At 44.9% G+C, this 16124-nt stretch carries 17 protein-coding genes; 6 read left to right on the top strand and 11 right to left on the bottom strand.

The window, feature by feature from the left end; translation table 11 throughout:
• Positions 1–114: 114 nt before the first annotated feature.
• On the top strand, positions 115–1710 hold the full coding sequence (locus R7Q09_RS04305; protein WP_054577907.1) for a S41 family peptidase: 1596 nt from the start codon (positions 115–117) through the stop codon (positions 1708–1710).
• 70 nt (positions 1711–1780) lie between these two features.
• Positions 1781–2101 carry a hypothetical protein gene (locus tag R7Q09_RS04300; protein WP_054577908.1) on the top strand — a complete coding sequence of 107 codons (321 nt, stop codon included), beginning with the start codon at positions 1781–1783 and terminating at the stop codon, positions 2099–2101.
• A 72-nt stretch (positions 2102–2173) separates the two neighbouring features.
• Here R7Q09_RS04300 and rlmF read toward each other — a convergent pair whose 3' ends face one another.
• Together rlmF and R7Q09_RS04290 are read right to left on the bottom strand one after the other, a co-directional pair.
• A complete protein-coding gene (gene rlmF / locus R7Q09_RS04295) occupies positions 2174–3301 on the bottom strand; it encodes a 23S rRNA (adenine(1618)-N(6))-methyltransferase RlmF (protein WP_054577909.1) in 1128 nt (375 codons plus the stop codon).
• On the bottom strand, positions 3288–3803 hold the full coding sequence (locus tag R7Q09_RS04290; protein WP_047100699.1) for a M48 family metallopeptidase: 516 nt from the start codon (positions 3801–3803) through the stop codon (positions 3288–3290). The genes rlmF and R7Q09_RS04290 overlap by 14 nt, the downstream gene beginning before the upstream one ends.
• Positions 3804–3941: 138 nt before the next feature.
• Here R7Q09_RS04290 and R7Q09_RS04285 point away from each other — a divergent pair, with 138 nt between their 5' ends.
• The gene (locus tag R7Q09_RS04285; RefSeq protein WP_005377871.1) at positions 3942–4172 is read left to right on the top strand and encodes a glutaredoxin family protein; all 231 of its coding nucleotides are present in this window, start codon (positions 3942–3944) and stop codon (positions 4170–4172) included.
• Positions 4173–4199: 27 nt separating this feature from the next.
• Here R7Q09_RS04285 and R7Q09_RS04280 read toward each other — a convergent pair whose 3' ends face one another.
• Positions 4200–5069: a LysR family transcriptional regulator gene (locus R7Q09_RS04280; RefSeq protein ID WP_005389786.1), complete on the bottom strand. Its 870-nt coding sequence runs from the start codon at positions 5067–5069 to the stop codon at positions 4200–4202.
• A 106-nt stretch (positions 5070–5175) separates the two neighbouring features.
• Here R7Q09_RS04280 and R7Q09_RS04275 point away from each other — a divergent pair, with 106 nt between their 5' ends.
• The 3 genes from R7Q09_RS04275 to R7Q09_RS04265 all read left to right on the top strand — a co-directional run bounded on the left by R7Q09_RS04275 (position 5176) and on the right by R7Q09_RS04265 (position 7746).
• Positions 5176–6399, top strand: a complete 1224-nt coding sequence (locus R7Q09_RS04275) for an MFS transporter (RefSeq protein ID WP_047100700.1) — start codon at positions 5176–5178, stop codon at positions 6397–6399.
• A gap of 89 nt (positions 6400–6488) precedes the next feature.
• Positions 6489–7061, top strand: coding sequence for a DUF1415 domain-containing protein (locus R7Q09_RS04270; RefSeq protein ID WP_025766766.1), 573 nt, complete (start codon positions 6489–6491; stop codon positions 7059–7061).
• Between the two features lie 109 nt (positions 7062–7170).
• Complete coding sequence (locus R7Q09_RS04265; RefSeq protein WP_005377875.1) at positions 7171–7746, top strand: nucleoside triphosphate pyrophosphohydrolase family protein; 576 nt, start codon at positions 7171–7173, stop codon at positions 7744–7746.
• A gap of 69 nt (positions 7747–7815) precedes the next feature.
• Here the strand turns inward: R7Q09_RS04265 and btuD are convergent, their stop codons facing one another.
• The 8 genes from btuD to cobT form a co-directional block, all read right to left on the bottom strand.
• Positions 7816–8583, bottom strand: coding sequence for a vitamin B12 ABC transporter ATP-binding protein BtuD (btuD, locus tag R7Q09_RS04260; RefSeq protein ID WP_213874422.1), 768 nt, complete (start codon positions 8581–8583; stop codon positions 7816–7818).
• The gene (btuC, locus tag R7Q09_RS04255) at positions 8570–9565 is read right to left on the bottom strand and encodes a vitamin B12 ABC transporter permease BtuC (protein ID WP_017820883.1); all 996 of its coding nucleotides are present in this window, start codon (positions 9563–9565) and stop codon (positions 8570–8572) included. The genes btuD and btuC overlap by 14 nt, the downstream gene beginning before the upstream one ends.
• Before the next feature lie 82 nt (positions 9566–9647).
• Positions 9648–10676: a succinylglutamate desuccinylase gene (locus R7Q09_RS04250; protein WP_017820882.1), complete on the bottom strand. Its 1029-nt coding sequence runs from the start codon at positions 10674–10676 to the stop codon at positions 9648–9650.
• A gap of 274 nt (positions 10677–10950) precedes the next feature.
• Positions 10951–12747: a M3 family oligoendopeptidase gene (locus R7Q09_RS04245; RefSeq protein WP_213898278.1), complete on the bottom strand. Its 1797-nt coding sequence runs from the start codon at positions 12745–12747 to the stop codon at positions 10951–10953.
• A gap of 128 nt (positions 12748–12875) precedes the next feature.
• On the bottom strand, positions 12876–13490 hold the full coding sequence (gene cobC / locus R7Q09_RS04240) for an alpha-ribazole phosphatase family protein (RefSeq protein WP_169628429.1): 615 nt from the start codon (positions 13488–13490) through the stop codon (positions 12876–12878).
• Positions 13491–13501: 11 nt separating this feature from the next.
• Positions 13502–14035, bottom strand: a complete 534-nt coding sequence (cobU, locus tag R7Q09_RS04235; RefSeq protein ID WP_053350418.1) for a bifunctional adenosylcobinamide kinase/adenosylcobinamide-phosphate guanylyltransferase — start codon at positions 14033–14035, stop codon at positions 13502–13504.
• Entirely contained in the window at positions 14032–14838 is an 807-nt protein-coding gene (locus R7Q09_RS04230; protein WP_169628428.1) for an adenosylcobinamide-GDP ribazoletransferase, read from the bottom strand. The genes cobU and R7Q09_RS04230 overlap by 4 nt, the downstream gene beginning before the upstream one ends.
• Positions 14838–15881 carry a nicotinate-nucleotide--dimethylbenzimidazole phosphoribosyltransferase gene (gene cobT / locus R7Q09_RS04225; RefSeq protein ID WP_213874420.1) on the bottom strand — a complete coding sequence of 348 codons (1044 nt, stop codon included), beginning with the start codon at positions 15879–15881 and terminating at the stop codon, positions 14838–14840. The genes R7Q09_RS04230 and cobT overlap by 1 nt, the downstream gene beginning before the upstream one ends.
• Positions 15882–16124: the final 243 nt, after the last annotated feature.

The following is a 16124-nucleotide window of genomic DNA, read 5'->3' as shown; positions in this document are numbered from 1 at the left end:
CTATTTAACTATAAATTTGCAGACGAACAAATTAAATTAATACATTCACCTAGCTAATAAAAACAAAAGCAAAACACATAATTATAATTCTATTATTTATAAGGACATAGAAAAGTGAAATTTAAGTATTCTTTAGCAACGGCAGTCACTCTCGCATTATTACAAGGCTGTGGCGGTGGTGGCGGTGATAGCTCATCACCTACTCCGTCCACTAGCAGTGCAAACGGTCCAACGTGGAAAGTTCATGATTTTAGCCAACCGTCGAAAACGTTTATCAACCAATGTGAAACGCCCCGCGTCGGACTGGACCCATATGACAACTATGCCGCCTATCCAGATAAATTGGGCTCTGCATTACACGAAAAACTCTTTTTAAGAGCTTTTACTAACGAAACGTATCTATGGTATGACGAGGTTCCTGATAATAATCCAGCAAACTACAAAACTGTTACTGATTACTTCAATACGCTGGTCACCTCTGCTACTACCGCGACGGGTAAACCAAAAGATCGCTTCCATTTTACCGTCCCTTATGAGGATGATATGAAATCATCGCAATCCGGTTTAGTTGCTGGATTTGGTTTTAACTGGGCATTCCTACGTGGCGTACAACCTCGAGACGTTCGTATTTCCTACACTGAAGAAGCCTCGCCAGCTGATAGAAGCGGCATTGCTCGTGGTGATAAGCTTCTGAAAATCAATAATATTGATGTGGTTAACACCGGTAGTCAGTCCGACATTGATTTTATTAATAAAACGCTCTTTAACCCTGACATCAATCAAGATTACACCTTCACATTTGAGAGTGTTGGCGGTCTAGAGAAAACCGTGACGCTTACCGCCTCTGATGTCATGACCTCTCCAGTTAAAAATGCCAAAGTGATTACACAAAATGGTATGCGGATCGGCTATCTGCAATACAACTCCTTTGAACCAAGCGCTCAAGCCCCGCTTATTGAGGCGTTCAGTACGCTCTCAGCAGAGAATGTTGACGAGATCGTCGTTGATTTACGTTACAACGGCGGTGGCTTAGTCCTTCAGTCCTCGCAAGTAGGCTACATGCTAAGCGGTGCTGGTCAGAACCGAGTCTTCAGTGAGTTGATTCATAATGACAAAGTGATGCGTACCATTAAAGATGGGGATAACATCTATCGCTTTACGAATCTAGCAATAGACTGGGCAGCACAGAAATATTCGGACCAAGTGCTTCCGACACTGAACAAAAAGCGCGTATATGTACTGACTTCAGGAGGCACGGCTTCCTCAAGTGAACTGTTGATCAACGCTTTGCGCGGCATTGATGTGGAGGTTATCCAAATAGGCTCAACAACCACAGGTAAACCGTATGGGTTCTCACCAGAACAAAACTGCGGCACTATGTACTACACTATTCAGTTCAAGTCGGCGAACGAGAAAAAATTTGGCGACTTCGCTGATGGTTTTATTCCTACTCCAAAGAGCCAAATCAATACCGAGTTAGGCTTAAACAACAGAGTGGAAGGTTGCTGGGTCAATGACGACCTAACAAAACCATTAGGCGATCCGTCTGAAGGTATGCTTTCTGCGGCACTAAACTACATGGAAACTGGAACCTGTCCGCCAGTCTCCTCTTCAAGTTTCAACGCCATGCCGCGTAACATTTCATCTCCGGAGTTAAGCGATCTTCGCTCTCCGCTACGAACAGAGGCAATTCATGTTGAGATCAACTAACTTTTTACGAATGCTGATTCGGGTTGCGCTTTTCCTAGGGACTTCGATTTCTTTGATAGGATGTCAAGCTATGTCACAAGAACCCGTTGAAGCATTGAGTAAAAAGAACTCTCCGGAAACAGTCATAGAAATTCAAAACGCGATCGCAGAAATCCAAGGGACACCTGCACCTAGAATCGCAAATAACGTATTTGAATCCACACCGCATTTGTTGATTGAAAAAGGACGAGTAAAAGGGAACAACAATCAACTGTTGGATGGCAGCTATACGGATCTTCCAGACCAATATACGTTGCAGATAAGAGGTGAAACCTGTGGCTTGTACTACGCCAAAACAGATACTTTTGTCTCTCTCAGTTCACTAGATTGTGAGCCCATTATTAAGTTTTAGATCTCCCAAAAAGAGAAGCCCGCTGATATCAGCGGGCTTCCTACTTTATTGTTCAGTGTGAAACGGTCAACGTTACTTTAATTCCATCCATGCTTTGCGCTGTTGCTTATCCATGTATGACCAAGCTACAAAGCGGCTAACTTTCTGTCCTTGACTCATTTCAACCACACGAATGGCTTTCACACCCAATTTTTCAAGCTGCTTGCGCATCGGGCGAACGTTGTCTTTTTTAGATATAAGTGTTGTAAACCACAAGACCTGCGCAGCAAAAGCTTGGCTTTCATTCGCCATTTTTCGGATAAACGCCGCTTCTCCGCCTTCACACCACAATTCAGCGTTTTGACCGCCAAAATTCAACGCAGGCTTACTTGTCTTTACTGGTGCGGTTTGAGGTTTTAGCCCTTTCTTACGCTGGTTTGCTTTTAGATTATCGATTTTACGCTGGCTGCCCATAGCGGCATCTTCCGCCGAACGGTGGAATGGCGGATTGCATGTCGTCACATCGTAACGATCATTCGGTTGAATGATACCTCGATAAATATTGGCATCATTGTGTTGCTGTATCAGTGCAATTTTTCCCGTCAAAACACGATTGTGCTCTACGATCGTTTGAGCCGATTGGATGGATTTTGGATCGACATCGCTGCCCGTATAGTGCCAACCGTATTTTGTTACACCAACAATCGGATAAATACAGTTTGCTCCCACGCCAATGTCCAACGCTTTCACTTTTTGGTGCGCGTACTGACCTTTTACTTCACTATCAAGTAGTTCTGCCACTCGGTGAATGTAATCAGCGCGCCCCGGAATCGGTGGGCAAAGGTAGGTGTCGGGAATGCCCCAGAACTCGATACCATAATACGCAGCAAGCAATGCTTTATTGAGAATTTTAACAGCGTTAGGATCAGAGAAGTTTATGGAATCTTCCCCTTTCGGATTTTTGATAACGAATGGCTTTAACTGTGGTTCACTTTCCACGAGTTTTTTAAAATCGTAACGACCTCGATGAACATTACGCTCATGCAAACCATTCTTCGCTATTTTTATGAACTCGACTTCGCTCTTTCCTGCAGGCTGAGGGGATTTGCGCGCAACTTTGTCTTTAACACGCTTCGGCTTGTCTTTATTCGCGTCTTTCTTCTGACCCGCCATTGAAGCCTTTGGCTTTGCTTGCTTCGCGTTGTGATTATTGTTCTTCATTCAAATTCGCTTTTAAATCGAGGTAAATCATAAACAAACGAGCATCAAATTCGAGTTGGTGATACTCAGGCTCCATGCAGCAACATAACTGATAGAACGCCTTGTCGTGGTTTTTCTCACGAGTATGTGCCAACTCATGTACCACCAGCATTCTTAATAGTGGCTCGGGCGCATCTTTAAATACATTGGCAATGCGAATCTCGTTTTTCGACTTAAGCTTACCACCATGGTTTCTACTGATTACACTGTGCAAACCAAGCGCATTGTTTACCGCGTGAATTTTCTTATCGTAGACAACTTTACTGATTGGCGCGGCTTTCTTCATGTAGCGATTTTTGATTGCCATGGCGTACTCATAGAGCGCCCTTTCGCTTTTGATTTGGTGCCTATCGGGATAACGCTTTTCGAACCAAGGAACAAACTTGCCACTCGCTATCAATGAGCTCACCTGCTCTACGATGTTTTGTGGGTAGCCTTGAATGTATCGAAGTGACGGATGCATAGAGTTAACGTCTGTTATGACAAAATAAAGGCGCTCAATATACCTGAGATAAAGGACAGTTTCACCTTAGCTTTCGCCTTTCATTTATTGTGAAAGGCCGTTAAACTTCGCCTCCCAATGATAATGGAGAGAAACTCAATGAAACGTGTCGTCCTTTACGTCAAAGACAAATGCCCTCACTGCAAAGATGCTCAACGTTATCTGGATTCGAAAAATATTAACTATCGTTTGTGCAATGCTAAGATGCAACGCGGTCGCAAAGAACTTGATGCGCTTGGTGCTCGTTCAGTGCCAGTTTTAAAAATTGGTGATCGGGTAATGATTGGCTGGAACCCAAAGAACTTCGAGAAGATGTACAAAGGCGACTAGTGCTCGGACGATGAATCTGCGCTGCGTTTAAACGTAGCGCTTGATAAAGTCGATAAACGTTCGATCTGCTATTGATAAATACCCCTGCTTGCGCCAAGCAAGTGCCAGATCCAGCGTCACTGGTGGTTCAAACGGTAAGCCAACAACGCCCGACTCATGTTGAGTCACCAATTCCAGTAACGCGGTAATCGCAAACTCTTGTTTTACAATACTCAAAATCAAAGGCAGTAAGTTGGTCTCGAATGATGACTTCATGGTAAACCCATGCTCCTCACTCACCTGATCCAAAAATTCGCGGTGAAAATAGCCATGCTGAAACATAACCAAATCGTGTTCAAAGAACTCATCAAAAGTAAGAGCGTGTCGCTGGGCTAACTCATGCTCAGGTGAAACAACTGCGACCATTTGGCTAGTAAACAAATGGTCAGTTTCTAGATCATCAGGCACATTATCACAACTGATCACACCAATATCGAGTTGACCATTGAGCAGCATACGACGAATCGATTGAGTTCCAGCTTCGACCAAGGTCAATTTTAACTCAGGGAATTGGCTTTTAAACGCCATCACAATTCGTGGAAAGAAATAACTGCCCATCATTGATGGCGTCCCTAGTCTTACTTCGCCTTTCGCTAAACCTTTCAACTCATCAATCGCGAGCTGCGCGTCGTGCAACTGTTGAATCACCCGCTTAGCATGTACAAATAACGTTTCGCCCTCTTTCGTTAAGCTGATTTTTTTATCATCACGGCGAAATAGGGTAACGCCCAAAGACTGCTCAAACTTTTTGATAGAAATGCTTAATGCGGGCTGGGCAATATGCAGGGCTTTCGCCGCATGGGTAATGTTTCCGTGTTCAGCGACCGCCAGAAAATGTTTAAGTTGTTTCGATTCCATTAGATCAAAAATATATGGTGTCCATATTTTTAATATATTTTTTTAATTTATAACGAACTGATAGATTGATCACAGTCTCTCCATTTGCTCACATTAGGCAGGATTCATGGTCAGTTTTGGCACACCGGAATACAAACGCATTACGCTCTCGCTAGCGCTTGGTTCCTTCTTGGTTTTTTCAAATTTATACCTACTACAGCCAATGCTGCCCACTTTTGCTCAAATTTTCACGATCTCAGAAACGCAAGTGAACTGGTTATTTGCGGCCTCAACACTCGCTCTCTCTTTTAGCCTCGTTCCAATGGCTGTGTTGTCAGAATCAGTGGGAAGAAAGCCAGTCATGATGGCTGGTCTGTTTTCGATTCCTACCCTTTCCGCTTTGATGCTATTTGGTGACTCATTTCTGTTTTTGGTGGTATGTCGAGCACTGATCGGTGTCGCGCTCGCAGCTTTTGCTGCAGTCGCCGTGGCTTACATGGCAGAAGAGCTCGACAAGCACGCTTTCTCGATGGCAATTGGAACGTACATTGCGGCTAACTCATTAGGCGGTATTGCAGGGCGTATTAGCGGCGGCTTATTGGCGGACAATTTCAGTGTTGATGTCGCCATTGAAGTTATGATGGTGTTCACTCTTCTTGGTGTCATTGGCGTTCACTATTTATTGCCAACACAGCGCAACTTCACCCCGTCATCAAGCAGCTTGCGCCATCAAAATCGTGCGCTTATTGGTCATTTTAAAAACCAACGCGTGTGGTTCGCAATGCTGATAGGAGGACTCAACTTTGCTTTGTTCGTCAACCTTTACTCCGTCATGGGTTTCCGTCTGGTGAGTGAACCTCACAATGTGCCCGTCGGGTTGGCCTCACTGATCTTTATTTGTTACTTGGGAGGGACTTTCTCCTCTCGTTGCGCAGGCCACTGGAGTAAACGTTATTCATCAATCCTCGGTATGTTCTTAGGCGCGATAGTGAGCATGGCGGGGATGTGGATTGCGGCGGTTGAAAGCTTGACTGCAATGCTATTTGGGTTGTTGCTGATAAGTTTTGGTGCCTTCTTTACTCATACCCTCGCCTACGGTTGGGTCGGTCAGAACGCCACTCGCGCCAAAGCCACCGCGACAGCGCTCTACTTAGTACACTACTACGTAGGCGGTAGCTTAGGAGGATTCTTACTTCTTTATTGTTGGCAACATGGTGGTTGGTCGAGTGTTCTTATGGGAGGAAGCGCCGTCTACCTAGCGATGTTTGCTGCAATTGCGTATTTGAAACACATTGCCGAAAGAAAGCATACTGACCAAACACCTGACGCTGCGAGTTTAAAGAGTAGCTAAGGTACGCTCATTTGCGTAATACCTCTCTGGTTACTTGGATAACCAACTCTGCTATGCTTGCGCTACTTTAATAAAAACCAGAAAGTCGTATGTCAACGCGTTCAACACAAAACACAGATATCGAAGCGATCACTCAACAGGTCGATCAATGGCTCAACGATGTAGTAATCGGTCTCAACCTTTGTCCATTTGCTGCCAAGCCGCAACGTAATAAACAAATCAAAATCTTTGTTAGTGAAGCGACTCAAGAAGAAGCGCTTCTAGAAGATATTTTATTGCAGCTGATTGAGCTGAGTAACACAGAACCCGAACAACTTGAGACCACGTTGGTTGTGGTTCCCAACATGCTACAAGATTTCTGGGACTACAACTTTTGCATAGATTGGGTTGAAGGATTAATTAAGCAGCAAAACTGGGAAGGTGTTTTCCAAGTAGCGACTTTCCATCCTGATTACTGTTTTGGCGGCGCAAGGCCTGAAGACGACGAAAACCTAACCAATCGTTCTCCTTACCCGATCTTCCATTTGATTCGCGAAGAGAGTATGGAAAAGGTACTAAAACACTATCCTGATCCTGAATCCATTCCCGATACGAACATCGCTCGTGTTTCCGCCCTTTCAGAGGAAGAACGTAAAAAGCTGTTCCCTTACCTATTTCGTTAAGCACCACCATTCCCAAAGGCAGATTTATCACCAGTTAGATGCAATGCCCTTGGGGTTCAAAGTGCGGTTTGGTATCATTGCCGCTTCAATCGATTCAATGGAAATTAGAATGCAACTGTCAAAGCTAACCCAAGAGATTTTTGATCACTTATACCGTGATATCACCGAGTTCCGTAGTACGTTCGACTTACCAGTCGCAGACGCTGCAAGCCTTGATACGCAAGCAGACACACTACACACCTCTTTGGCGATCGAAGAGCTAACAGAGCTAGCAGAAGCAGATTGTAAAACTGAGCAAGCAGATGCCATCGTAGACAGCGTGTATGTATTAATGGGCCGTCTCGTTCATCTTGGCCACAGCAAAGTAGAAGACAACCTGGCGATCAGCTACTTAATTGATCTTCTATTAAACGTTGCGGTAAACCGTGGTATCGAATTTATTCCTTGCTGGGATGAAGTCCATTCAAGCAACATGAGCAAAGTATGCCGTAACGAGCAAGAGTACTCAGAAACAGAAGCATTCTACGCGGAACAAGGCATCAAGTTGATGGCGGTGCAGAAAGGTGAATACATCATCGCGAAATGCGCCGAAGATTTCGTATCGGAAGGTAAAACCATTCGTAAAGGCAAAGTACTCAAATCTGTTTACTACCGCCCAGCAGATCTAAAACCGTTAACTCAATAAGCGTTGAGTTTGGCTATCTCGATTAAAAAAAACGACCTCAAGTAGGTCGTTTTTTGTTGTCCCTAAATACTAATCAAAGATTAAATAAGGTTGCTCATCTACGATGACCTTTTTGACTTGAGTATTGAACACTTCCCCGAGAGCTTCTTCCGTTAGCACAGTATCGGCATTTCCTGATGAGTGCAGCACACCGTTGTTAAGCAGCAATACTTTATCTGCGTGCTTTAATGTGCGATTGAGATCGTGATTAGCAACTAATACTCCAATCCCCTGCGCCGCCATAGCGTTAATCAATTGATAGAGCAGACCCTCTTGCGCAATATCTAACGGTGCTGCTGGCTCATCCAAAATTAAAAACTGCGAAAAAGGATTAATGGTACGCCACACCTGCAAACATACACCTGCTAATCGGACACGCTGCCACTCACCACCGGATAATGTTTGAATACTGCGATGAAGCTTATCTTGCAGTTGTACCAGCTCCACCACCATATTCACGGCATCACGCACTTTGATATCCGCAATCTCAGCACCACTTGGCAGAGATAAAGCGAGATACTGAAACACATCAACATTAAACGCTGGGCGCGATTGCTGACACAAATAACCTCGAACATGAGCTTGCTCTGACAACGGTAAAGTAAGCAAGTTTTTGTTGCCAACGTACACTTCACCACTCATACCCTCTCGGTGACTTAACGTACCAGAAATCGCAGCCAATAAAGTACTCTTACCGGAACCATTAGGCCCAACGATATGTACGATTTCGCCAGCTTTGCATTCAAAAGAAAGAGGCAATAATCGACTACCAACCGACATATGTTTAACGTGCATCATGACTCTTCACCAGCATCCAGATGAAAATAGGTGCGCCAATCGATGTTGTCATGACACCTAAAGGTAACTCTGCGGAGTCCAACAACAGTCTTGCGCCGATGTCAGCAAATACAAGCAACGCAGCACCAGATATTGCAGAAAGTGGCAATAAATAACGGTTTTCCGTACCAAAAGCCAAACGCAACAAGTGCGGGACCACCAAACCAACAAAACTGATGATGCCACCCAAAGCGACTGAACTACCCACCAAAATAGAAATGGCGAGGATCAATTTCCAACGCATTTGATGCACGTCGACACCCAATTGGGTCGCATGAATCTCACCCAGCATCAATTTATCAAGCGACTTGCCTTTACAGCACAACCAGGTAAGCACTGGTAACATCACCAAGGTAACGGTATGTTGATACCAACTCGCACCGCCAATGCTGCCCATTAACCAATACATCAGTTGGCGTAAGCTGAGATCATCACTGAAGTAAAATGCCCACGTCACAATCGCGCTCGATAAAATACCCAATGCGACACCAACCAAAAGCAATCGAGCCGTCGTCAGGTGCATTGCCCTTGCTATCGCCACCAAAACAAACGTGAATACCATCGAGCCTGCAATCGCTGCCAACATAAAAACAATCGGGGTAGGAAGAACAGGTGACGCGAACATGATTAAGACCATTGCTAAGCTTGCACCACCAGAGATACCAAGCACGCCAGGTTCAGCCAACACGTTCCCAAGCAACACTTGTAACGTCGCGCCAGATACCGCTAACGCAGCACCAATAATTGCCGCAGACACTAACCTCGGTAAACGCAAGTCCACCAATAACTTCTGTTCAAATGCAGATAAGGATTGAAAAGGAGAAAGGAAAATTTCTCCGACCATCAAGTGAATGGCAGAGAGTACAGCGAGCACGATCGACATAACCATCAGGTTACGTTGCCAGCGTCGCTCCTTGTTCAGGATAAGTTGTTGAAAATCCATAGCAGCCGATAAAAACAGACGAGGCTTAACCTTACAGTTAAGCCTCGGTAAATTGCAATTAACTTCTCAAAGCAATGTTGGATTAATCGTAAACCAACTCACCCTCTTCAAAACGGGTTTTCACTTCACAAACCATCAGAGCTGCGCGTTGACCTATTGCGACGTGGCGGTTTGGGAAGACAATCGCTTCGTTTTCGTTCTTTGCCATTAATGGTTTGTCGCCATCATGACCAAACACTTCGCCGTGAACAAATGAGGTGAAGTTTTCAACATTGTCGTCGAACATAAAGTCAAAGTCTTCGTTCAAACGAACGATTGTGCGACTTACGCGATACTTAATGCATGGTTTTGGTAGGTGTTCTGGCTTCGTTTCCGCAATCAAATTACGTAAAGACAAATCAAACGCGGTCAGTTTATCGAGGTCATTTTCACCAATACGAGCCACACGTCCAAGCTCCATCGTGAGAGCCTGCGCACCAAAGTTCTCAGCACTGTACCAGCTAAACGTACTCGATGGTGAGTTTGACAGGAGCACAGCTTCAATGTGTGCACTGTCCAAGAAATCGATCAATGCCTTGCTGCGCACTGGATGACGAGTCTTAGGACTTACTGCAAACGTATAGTGCTTCGAGCCTCTAATCGCGCAGTGTAAATCAAGGTGCCAGCGTGTTGTCGGGTCGGTATCCTGATAAAAATCTCGAACAAGCAGCTTAAGTGTATCGGCGATAACAAGCTCTTTTGTCTGTTTGTGTTCTTTTTCGTCAAACAGACGGTTGAGGTTTTCTTCGAGGAATCGCGTGTGCGCCAGAGTGGATTCTGGGTGAGCGATAATGAACAGACAACGGGTATCGACCGTCTGGAACCCAGATTCTATGTCTTGAATAATGGAATCCACCAGCTCCATCGGTGCGGTTTCATCTCCGTGAACTCCACAAGAGATGATGATGTTCTTCGTATCCTGAGTATAATTCGCAGGGATTACTTCTAATACACCACGCTGATAGAGTTTAAGTTTTACACCGCTAGAAAGCACCTGCTCCGCTGGTGCAACATCAATATGAACATCTAACGTGTCAGTTAAAAACGATTGGCGAAAGAGAGACTTCGTCATGCGTTACTCCTTAATAGCACGGCGGATATGTTAATAAATTGTACAAAGGATTTTTGTTGCTGCGATCTCACTTATGAGTAGAAATCACTATTTCCCTCGAAAATCCGATGCCTTTTCGCGCCAGGCACTCAAATCAAGCATTGAGGCGTTTAATTTTCAAACAATTACAAAGTGTTAGGGCTGTGAACTTTACCACAGCCCTGATTAAGATCATTATGATTTGATCAAATTTTTGTAGCTATAAAGCAGATTATGCATCAACACTGCGAAAAACTTAGCCGCGCTGTACGAGCAAACGCTCAAACTCATCGACTTTTTCACGCACTAGCTCAACACTCTGCTGCCAAAACGTTGGCTGGGTTAAATCCATAGACAGATGCTTTTCGACGACATCTTCCGCCATCATGCAGCCTGTATCGCGCAGCAAATTGATGTAATCGGTGTAAAACGCTTCGCCTTTGGTTTCTCGCTGTGCATAGATACCCTTGCTAAACAAGAAGCCAAATAGGTATGGGTAGTTATAAAAGCTCACGCTATCAATAGAAAAGTGCAGCTTGCTTGCCCAGAAGTACGGATCCGGTTCGCTCATTACGTCGCCATACCATTCTTTCCAAGTTTCTGACATCAACTCACAGAAATCATCTGCGGTTAACTCTCCATCCTGGCGGCGTTCATAAAACGATTTTTCAAACTCGTAGCGAACCGGAATGTTGATCATTAAAGCTAGCGCAGATGACAACTCTTCCCACAACATCTCGAGCTTTTCATCAACGCTCTCAGCTTTCGAAATCAAATGATCACGAACGATGTTTTCTGCAAAGATAGAGGCGGTTTCTGCTAACGTCATTGGGTAGTAAGTTTGGCAAAGTGGCAAATCACGTATAACCCAGTTATGGAACGCATGGCCAAGTTCATGTGCCAGAGTCATAAGGTCTGAACGGCTGCCACTCCAAGTCATAAACACAAGTGGTGTTCGCGTTGCTGGCAGTTTGGTGCAGTATGCGCCAAGACGCTTGTTAGCATTTGGCGCGGCATCAATCCAACCATTTTGTACCATCAAACGGACAAACTCCGACATCTCAGGGTTTACTGTTTCAAATGCTTCACAAATAACATCAATCGCTTCATCAAAGTCGTAAACCTTCGCTTCACCGCTCAAAGCAGGCATAGCCGCCAGATGATTCCAAGGTTTCATCTCATCCAGACCATGTACTTGCGCCATCAATAAACCTGCTTTCTGACCAATAGCTCGACTGTCTTTGGCTACTGTCATCATCGCATTTAAAGTTTCAGCTTGGATTCGGCTACCATGCAAACTCGGCTCTAGGAAGTGAACTTCACGCTTCGTAGAACGCTTTTTGTTTTCAGTTAAGCGCCATCCTGCTAACGCATTCAAAATCGCAGCGAATGATTCTTGGTGCGTTTGCATTGCATCTTGTACGCCACGCCACGCGGCTTCTTGACGCTCGAATTCAGAACCATAAAGAATGCTTGCCGCTTGAGAAAATCCAAGCTCTTCACTATTACCATCTGTGTACTCAAGCTTCACTTTCAATGAGCCAGTCAGGTTATCGTATAGGTTACCCCAAGCCGATTTGCCATCCACACTCATCGCAGCCAGTAACTGTTCTTCTGCGTTGCTAAGACGAGTATCCGCCAACTTTCTAGAATTCAAGATAGAAAAAGCTTGCCCACTGATATCAGGATTCTCATGGTCTAACACGCGCAAGATAAACTCTTCGTCGGCATGAGTTAGTGTCAAATCAAAGGGACTGAACGCTTGGGAAAGCTCCGAAAAGATGCGGGTCATTTTACCAAGTAACGATTTCGCTTCGGCGTTTGTTGCATCAACAGAAGCATAACAACTCGCAAAATTTGCAACTGTACCCGCTAAACGACTCGCGGCTTCATTGGTCAAAATCGCATTTTGCATGATCTCTACGTTGCCACAATCTGCTGATTGTTTATTCAAAAGATCAATACATTGTTCCACAAGAGCAATATCGTCTTGAATTCGTGGGTCAGAAAGGTCGTTATAAACGATGGACAAATCCCAACTCGGCGTTGTCATTTCTATATTTCCTTTTTATGTAACTGAGTCAATTTTCGCTTCCTGCACCTAGCAGATGGGCTTCCACTGACATCTTCCGTGACTATGCCCGTAAGCAATATCGTTCTGGGCATTTTAATATTTATAAATTAACGAGTTAAAAGAGGTACGCCAATCGAACGCACCGAGGCGTAAATTTGCTCATCTATGGTAACTGTTACATGCGTGACAGAAGCGTTTCCTATCGACAACGTCGAATACCACTTTGGGTTACGCCAATCTAACTCCAATACATGAGCAAGAATCATACGAATGACGCCACCATGCGTGACGATAAGTAGATTGTCATTGATATCGTTGATGATTTGAGACCAAACGCGACATATGCGCTCAGAAAATGTGCTTAAGCTCTCAGCATTCGGCAACGTATGTTGTGCTGGCGATTGCCAAAAAGCATCTAGCTTTTTCCACTGCTCAGTGAGCATATCAAAAGGCATACCATCAAAATCACCAAATGCCATCTCTTGTAAAGACTCATCCGTCATTACTGGTAATAATTGCTGTTCAGCAATGATGTTTGCCAGTTCTTGACAGCGTGAAAGCGGAGAAGAAATTATTCCACCCACACCTCGTCCACTCTCGGCCCAAGCCCGAGCAATACTCTCTTGATCAGCAGGCGTAACTTTTACATCTGTTTGGCCATGGAGTCCTGGTAGAGCGTCTACTTTTCCATGACGCACAAGATAGATATTGAGTGTTTTCATTTTGTTCCATCCTACTCTTTAAGAACCAACGGCAAACCAGCAGCAACAAAGGTAACGCGATGGCAAACACTGGCTAGTTTTTGATTCATCCGTCCTGCATTATCCACAAAATAACGACTAACCGCCCCCAAAGGTACAATGCCCATTCCAACCTCGTTAGAGACGAATATTAACGTCGCATCTGAGCCACGTACCACCTGTATAAGCTTTTCAATTTCTGCTTCTAGCTTCTCATTGGAACATTCATCACCTAACTCAAATATCCAATTGTTGAGCCACAAGGTTAAACAGTCGACCAATACAACATCGGTGGTAGCGAAATTTGTCAGTAACTCAGATAAATGAAGGGGGCATTCATGCTCTTGCCACTCGCCCCCGCGTTGCTTTTGATGATGCGCTATTCGCTCTCGCATTTCTTGGTCAAATGGCAGCGCGGTTGCAACATAGTGTAATGATCGATGAGAAGCGACCGATAATTGCTTAGCTGTTTTTTCTGCCAAATGCGACTTCCCAGAGCGCGCGCCACCGAGTATCAATTGCTTCATGAGGAGTGATACAATCCAATCATAGTGAGATAAATAAGCAGTTCCGACAACTGTTGCGCTGCCCCAAGGCAATCCCCCGTAAAGCCGCCAATTCTCTTGGTTAACCAACGTTTGAGCATCAAACGAAATACCACGAGAACAAGCGATATAAAGATCGCATCCGCGATACCAAGCACAAGCAATGTTACGCCACCAGTAAACAACAAAATGGAGACTTCTAGAGAAGACTGGCGACTTGCTAGCGGTTTACTTTTCGACGTATCACTGTCACTGACATAAGGCATGTCATAAATAAGCGTCGCTGCTAGTGCTCGGCTTGCGGTGTAAGCGACGACAATGACCAACCAAAAGTGCGGCAAGTTAGCCAATTCACTCCAAAAAACATACTTAGCCAATAACGCCATAATGAGAGTGGCGGCACCATAAGTGCCAATACGACTGTCTTTCATAATAGAGAGGCGTCGCTCTACGGTCATGCCACCGCCAATGCCATCCGCCATATCGGTCAAGCCGTCTTCGTGAAAAGCCCCAGTTAACAATAAGCTAAACACCATCGTTAATACTATGGCAACCGACTCTGGGAAAAGAATTGAGGTGAGCGAGAATACCAAAGCGCAAAGCGCTCCAAGCACGAGACCAACTAACGCGAAGTAACGGCCTGCCTGATTCATGCGTTCTTCACTGTAAGGCAACGCTTGGGGCACGGGTAAGCGGCTAAAAAAACTGGTAGCTAATAGAAATAACTCCCACTGGTATCTTAACGATGACGGCGTGACTTTCTCAGAATTATCAGGGACTGACACTAAACTGTAACTCCTGCACTCTCGAAGCTCGCCATTTTGTTGTAAAACTGGGCGGCAGCTTTTAACAACGGTAAGGCAAGAGCGGCTCCTGTTCCCTCCCCTAGCCGTAAACCAAGGTCGAGCAGAGGTTCTGCTTTAAGATGTTCCAATACAAATTTATGTCCATTTTCTTCAGAGCGATGGGCAAACAACATGTATTCACGCGTTTCTTCGTCTAACAACGTCGCAATATAAGCCGCTACCGATACGATAAACCCATCCACTAAAACTGGAGTTTTAAGCCGCTTGGCTTCTAAAAAAGCGCCCACCATTTGTACGATTTCAAAGCCCCCAACCTGTGCGAGAATCGCTTTGGTATCAAGACCTCGACATCGGTTTACCCCCTGTGCTACCAGTTTATATTTGCGGCTCAACTGCTGTTGATTGATTCCGGTGCCAACGCCAACACAATAATCAATATCTAATGAGCTCAGCGCCGATAACAGTGCTGAGGCCGAACTGGTATTACCGATGCCCATCTCGCCGAACATCAAGAGGTTTGAACCATGCAAAATGGTATGCTCAGCAATCTTCGCACCATATTCTAAACCTAACGCCACTTGTTCTGGGGACATCGCTGATTGTTTAGAAAAATTAGCCGTACCGTTACCCAACCGTTGTTCAACCAAGTTGGGATGGGATTTAAATTCTGGAACAAGCACATCAATAGGAGCCAACATGCCGCAATCTATTACTTTGAGTTGAATGCCATTGATGTCGCAAAAACAGTTGATGGCTGCGCCGCCAGCGAGAAAGTTAACCACCATTTGCTGAGTGACTTCGCTTGGCGCAATGCTCACACCCTCCTCTGCAACGCCGTGATCTCCAGCAAATACCAGCATGCTTGGTTTGCAGATAGCGATGGAATCAACTGGCTGAGGTTTATTCTGACTTTGAATAAGAGCTAACTGCAGTGCCACCTTTTCCAATAAGCCTAAAGAACCGACGGGTTTGGTTTTGTTATCTATGCGTGCTTGTATCTCCGCAGCAAAAGAGTCATCCATTTTTTACGTTCCTTTGATGTTGTCTGGGTGAGAGGTGTTCTGTTGTTCAAGAGGTCTTGTTCAGCGACAGTTTTTGCGCGCCCCACTATTGTATACACTTGCATCCAATTGGGGCAGCGCTAATCAAGTTTATCTCAGGATAGTCTGCCGAGTTCGCAGAGCGTCTCACCTTTCTTGCACGAGATTATAAGTAACTCGTTGAAATCCGCTACAATAGCTTAGACTATGTTCCCATATAGGAGA

Source organism: Vibrio sp. 2130-1 (assembly GCF_033339515.1).
Note: the sequence above shows the minus strand (reverse complement) of the source record. Positions and strands in the feature narration are given on the sequence as shown.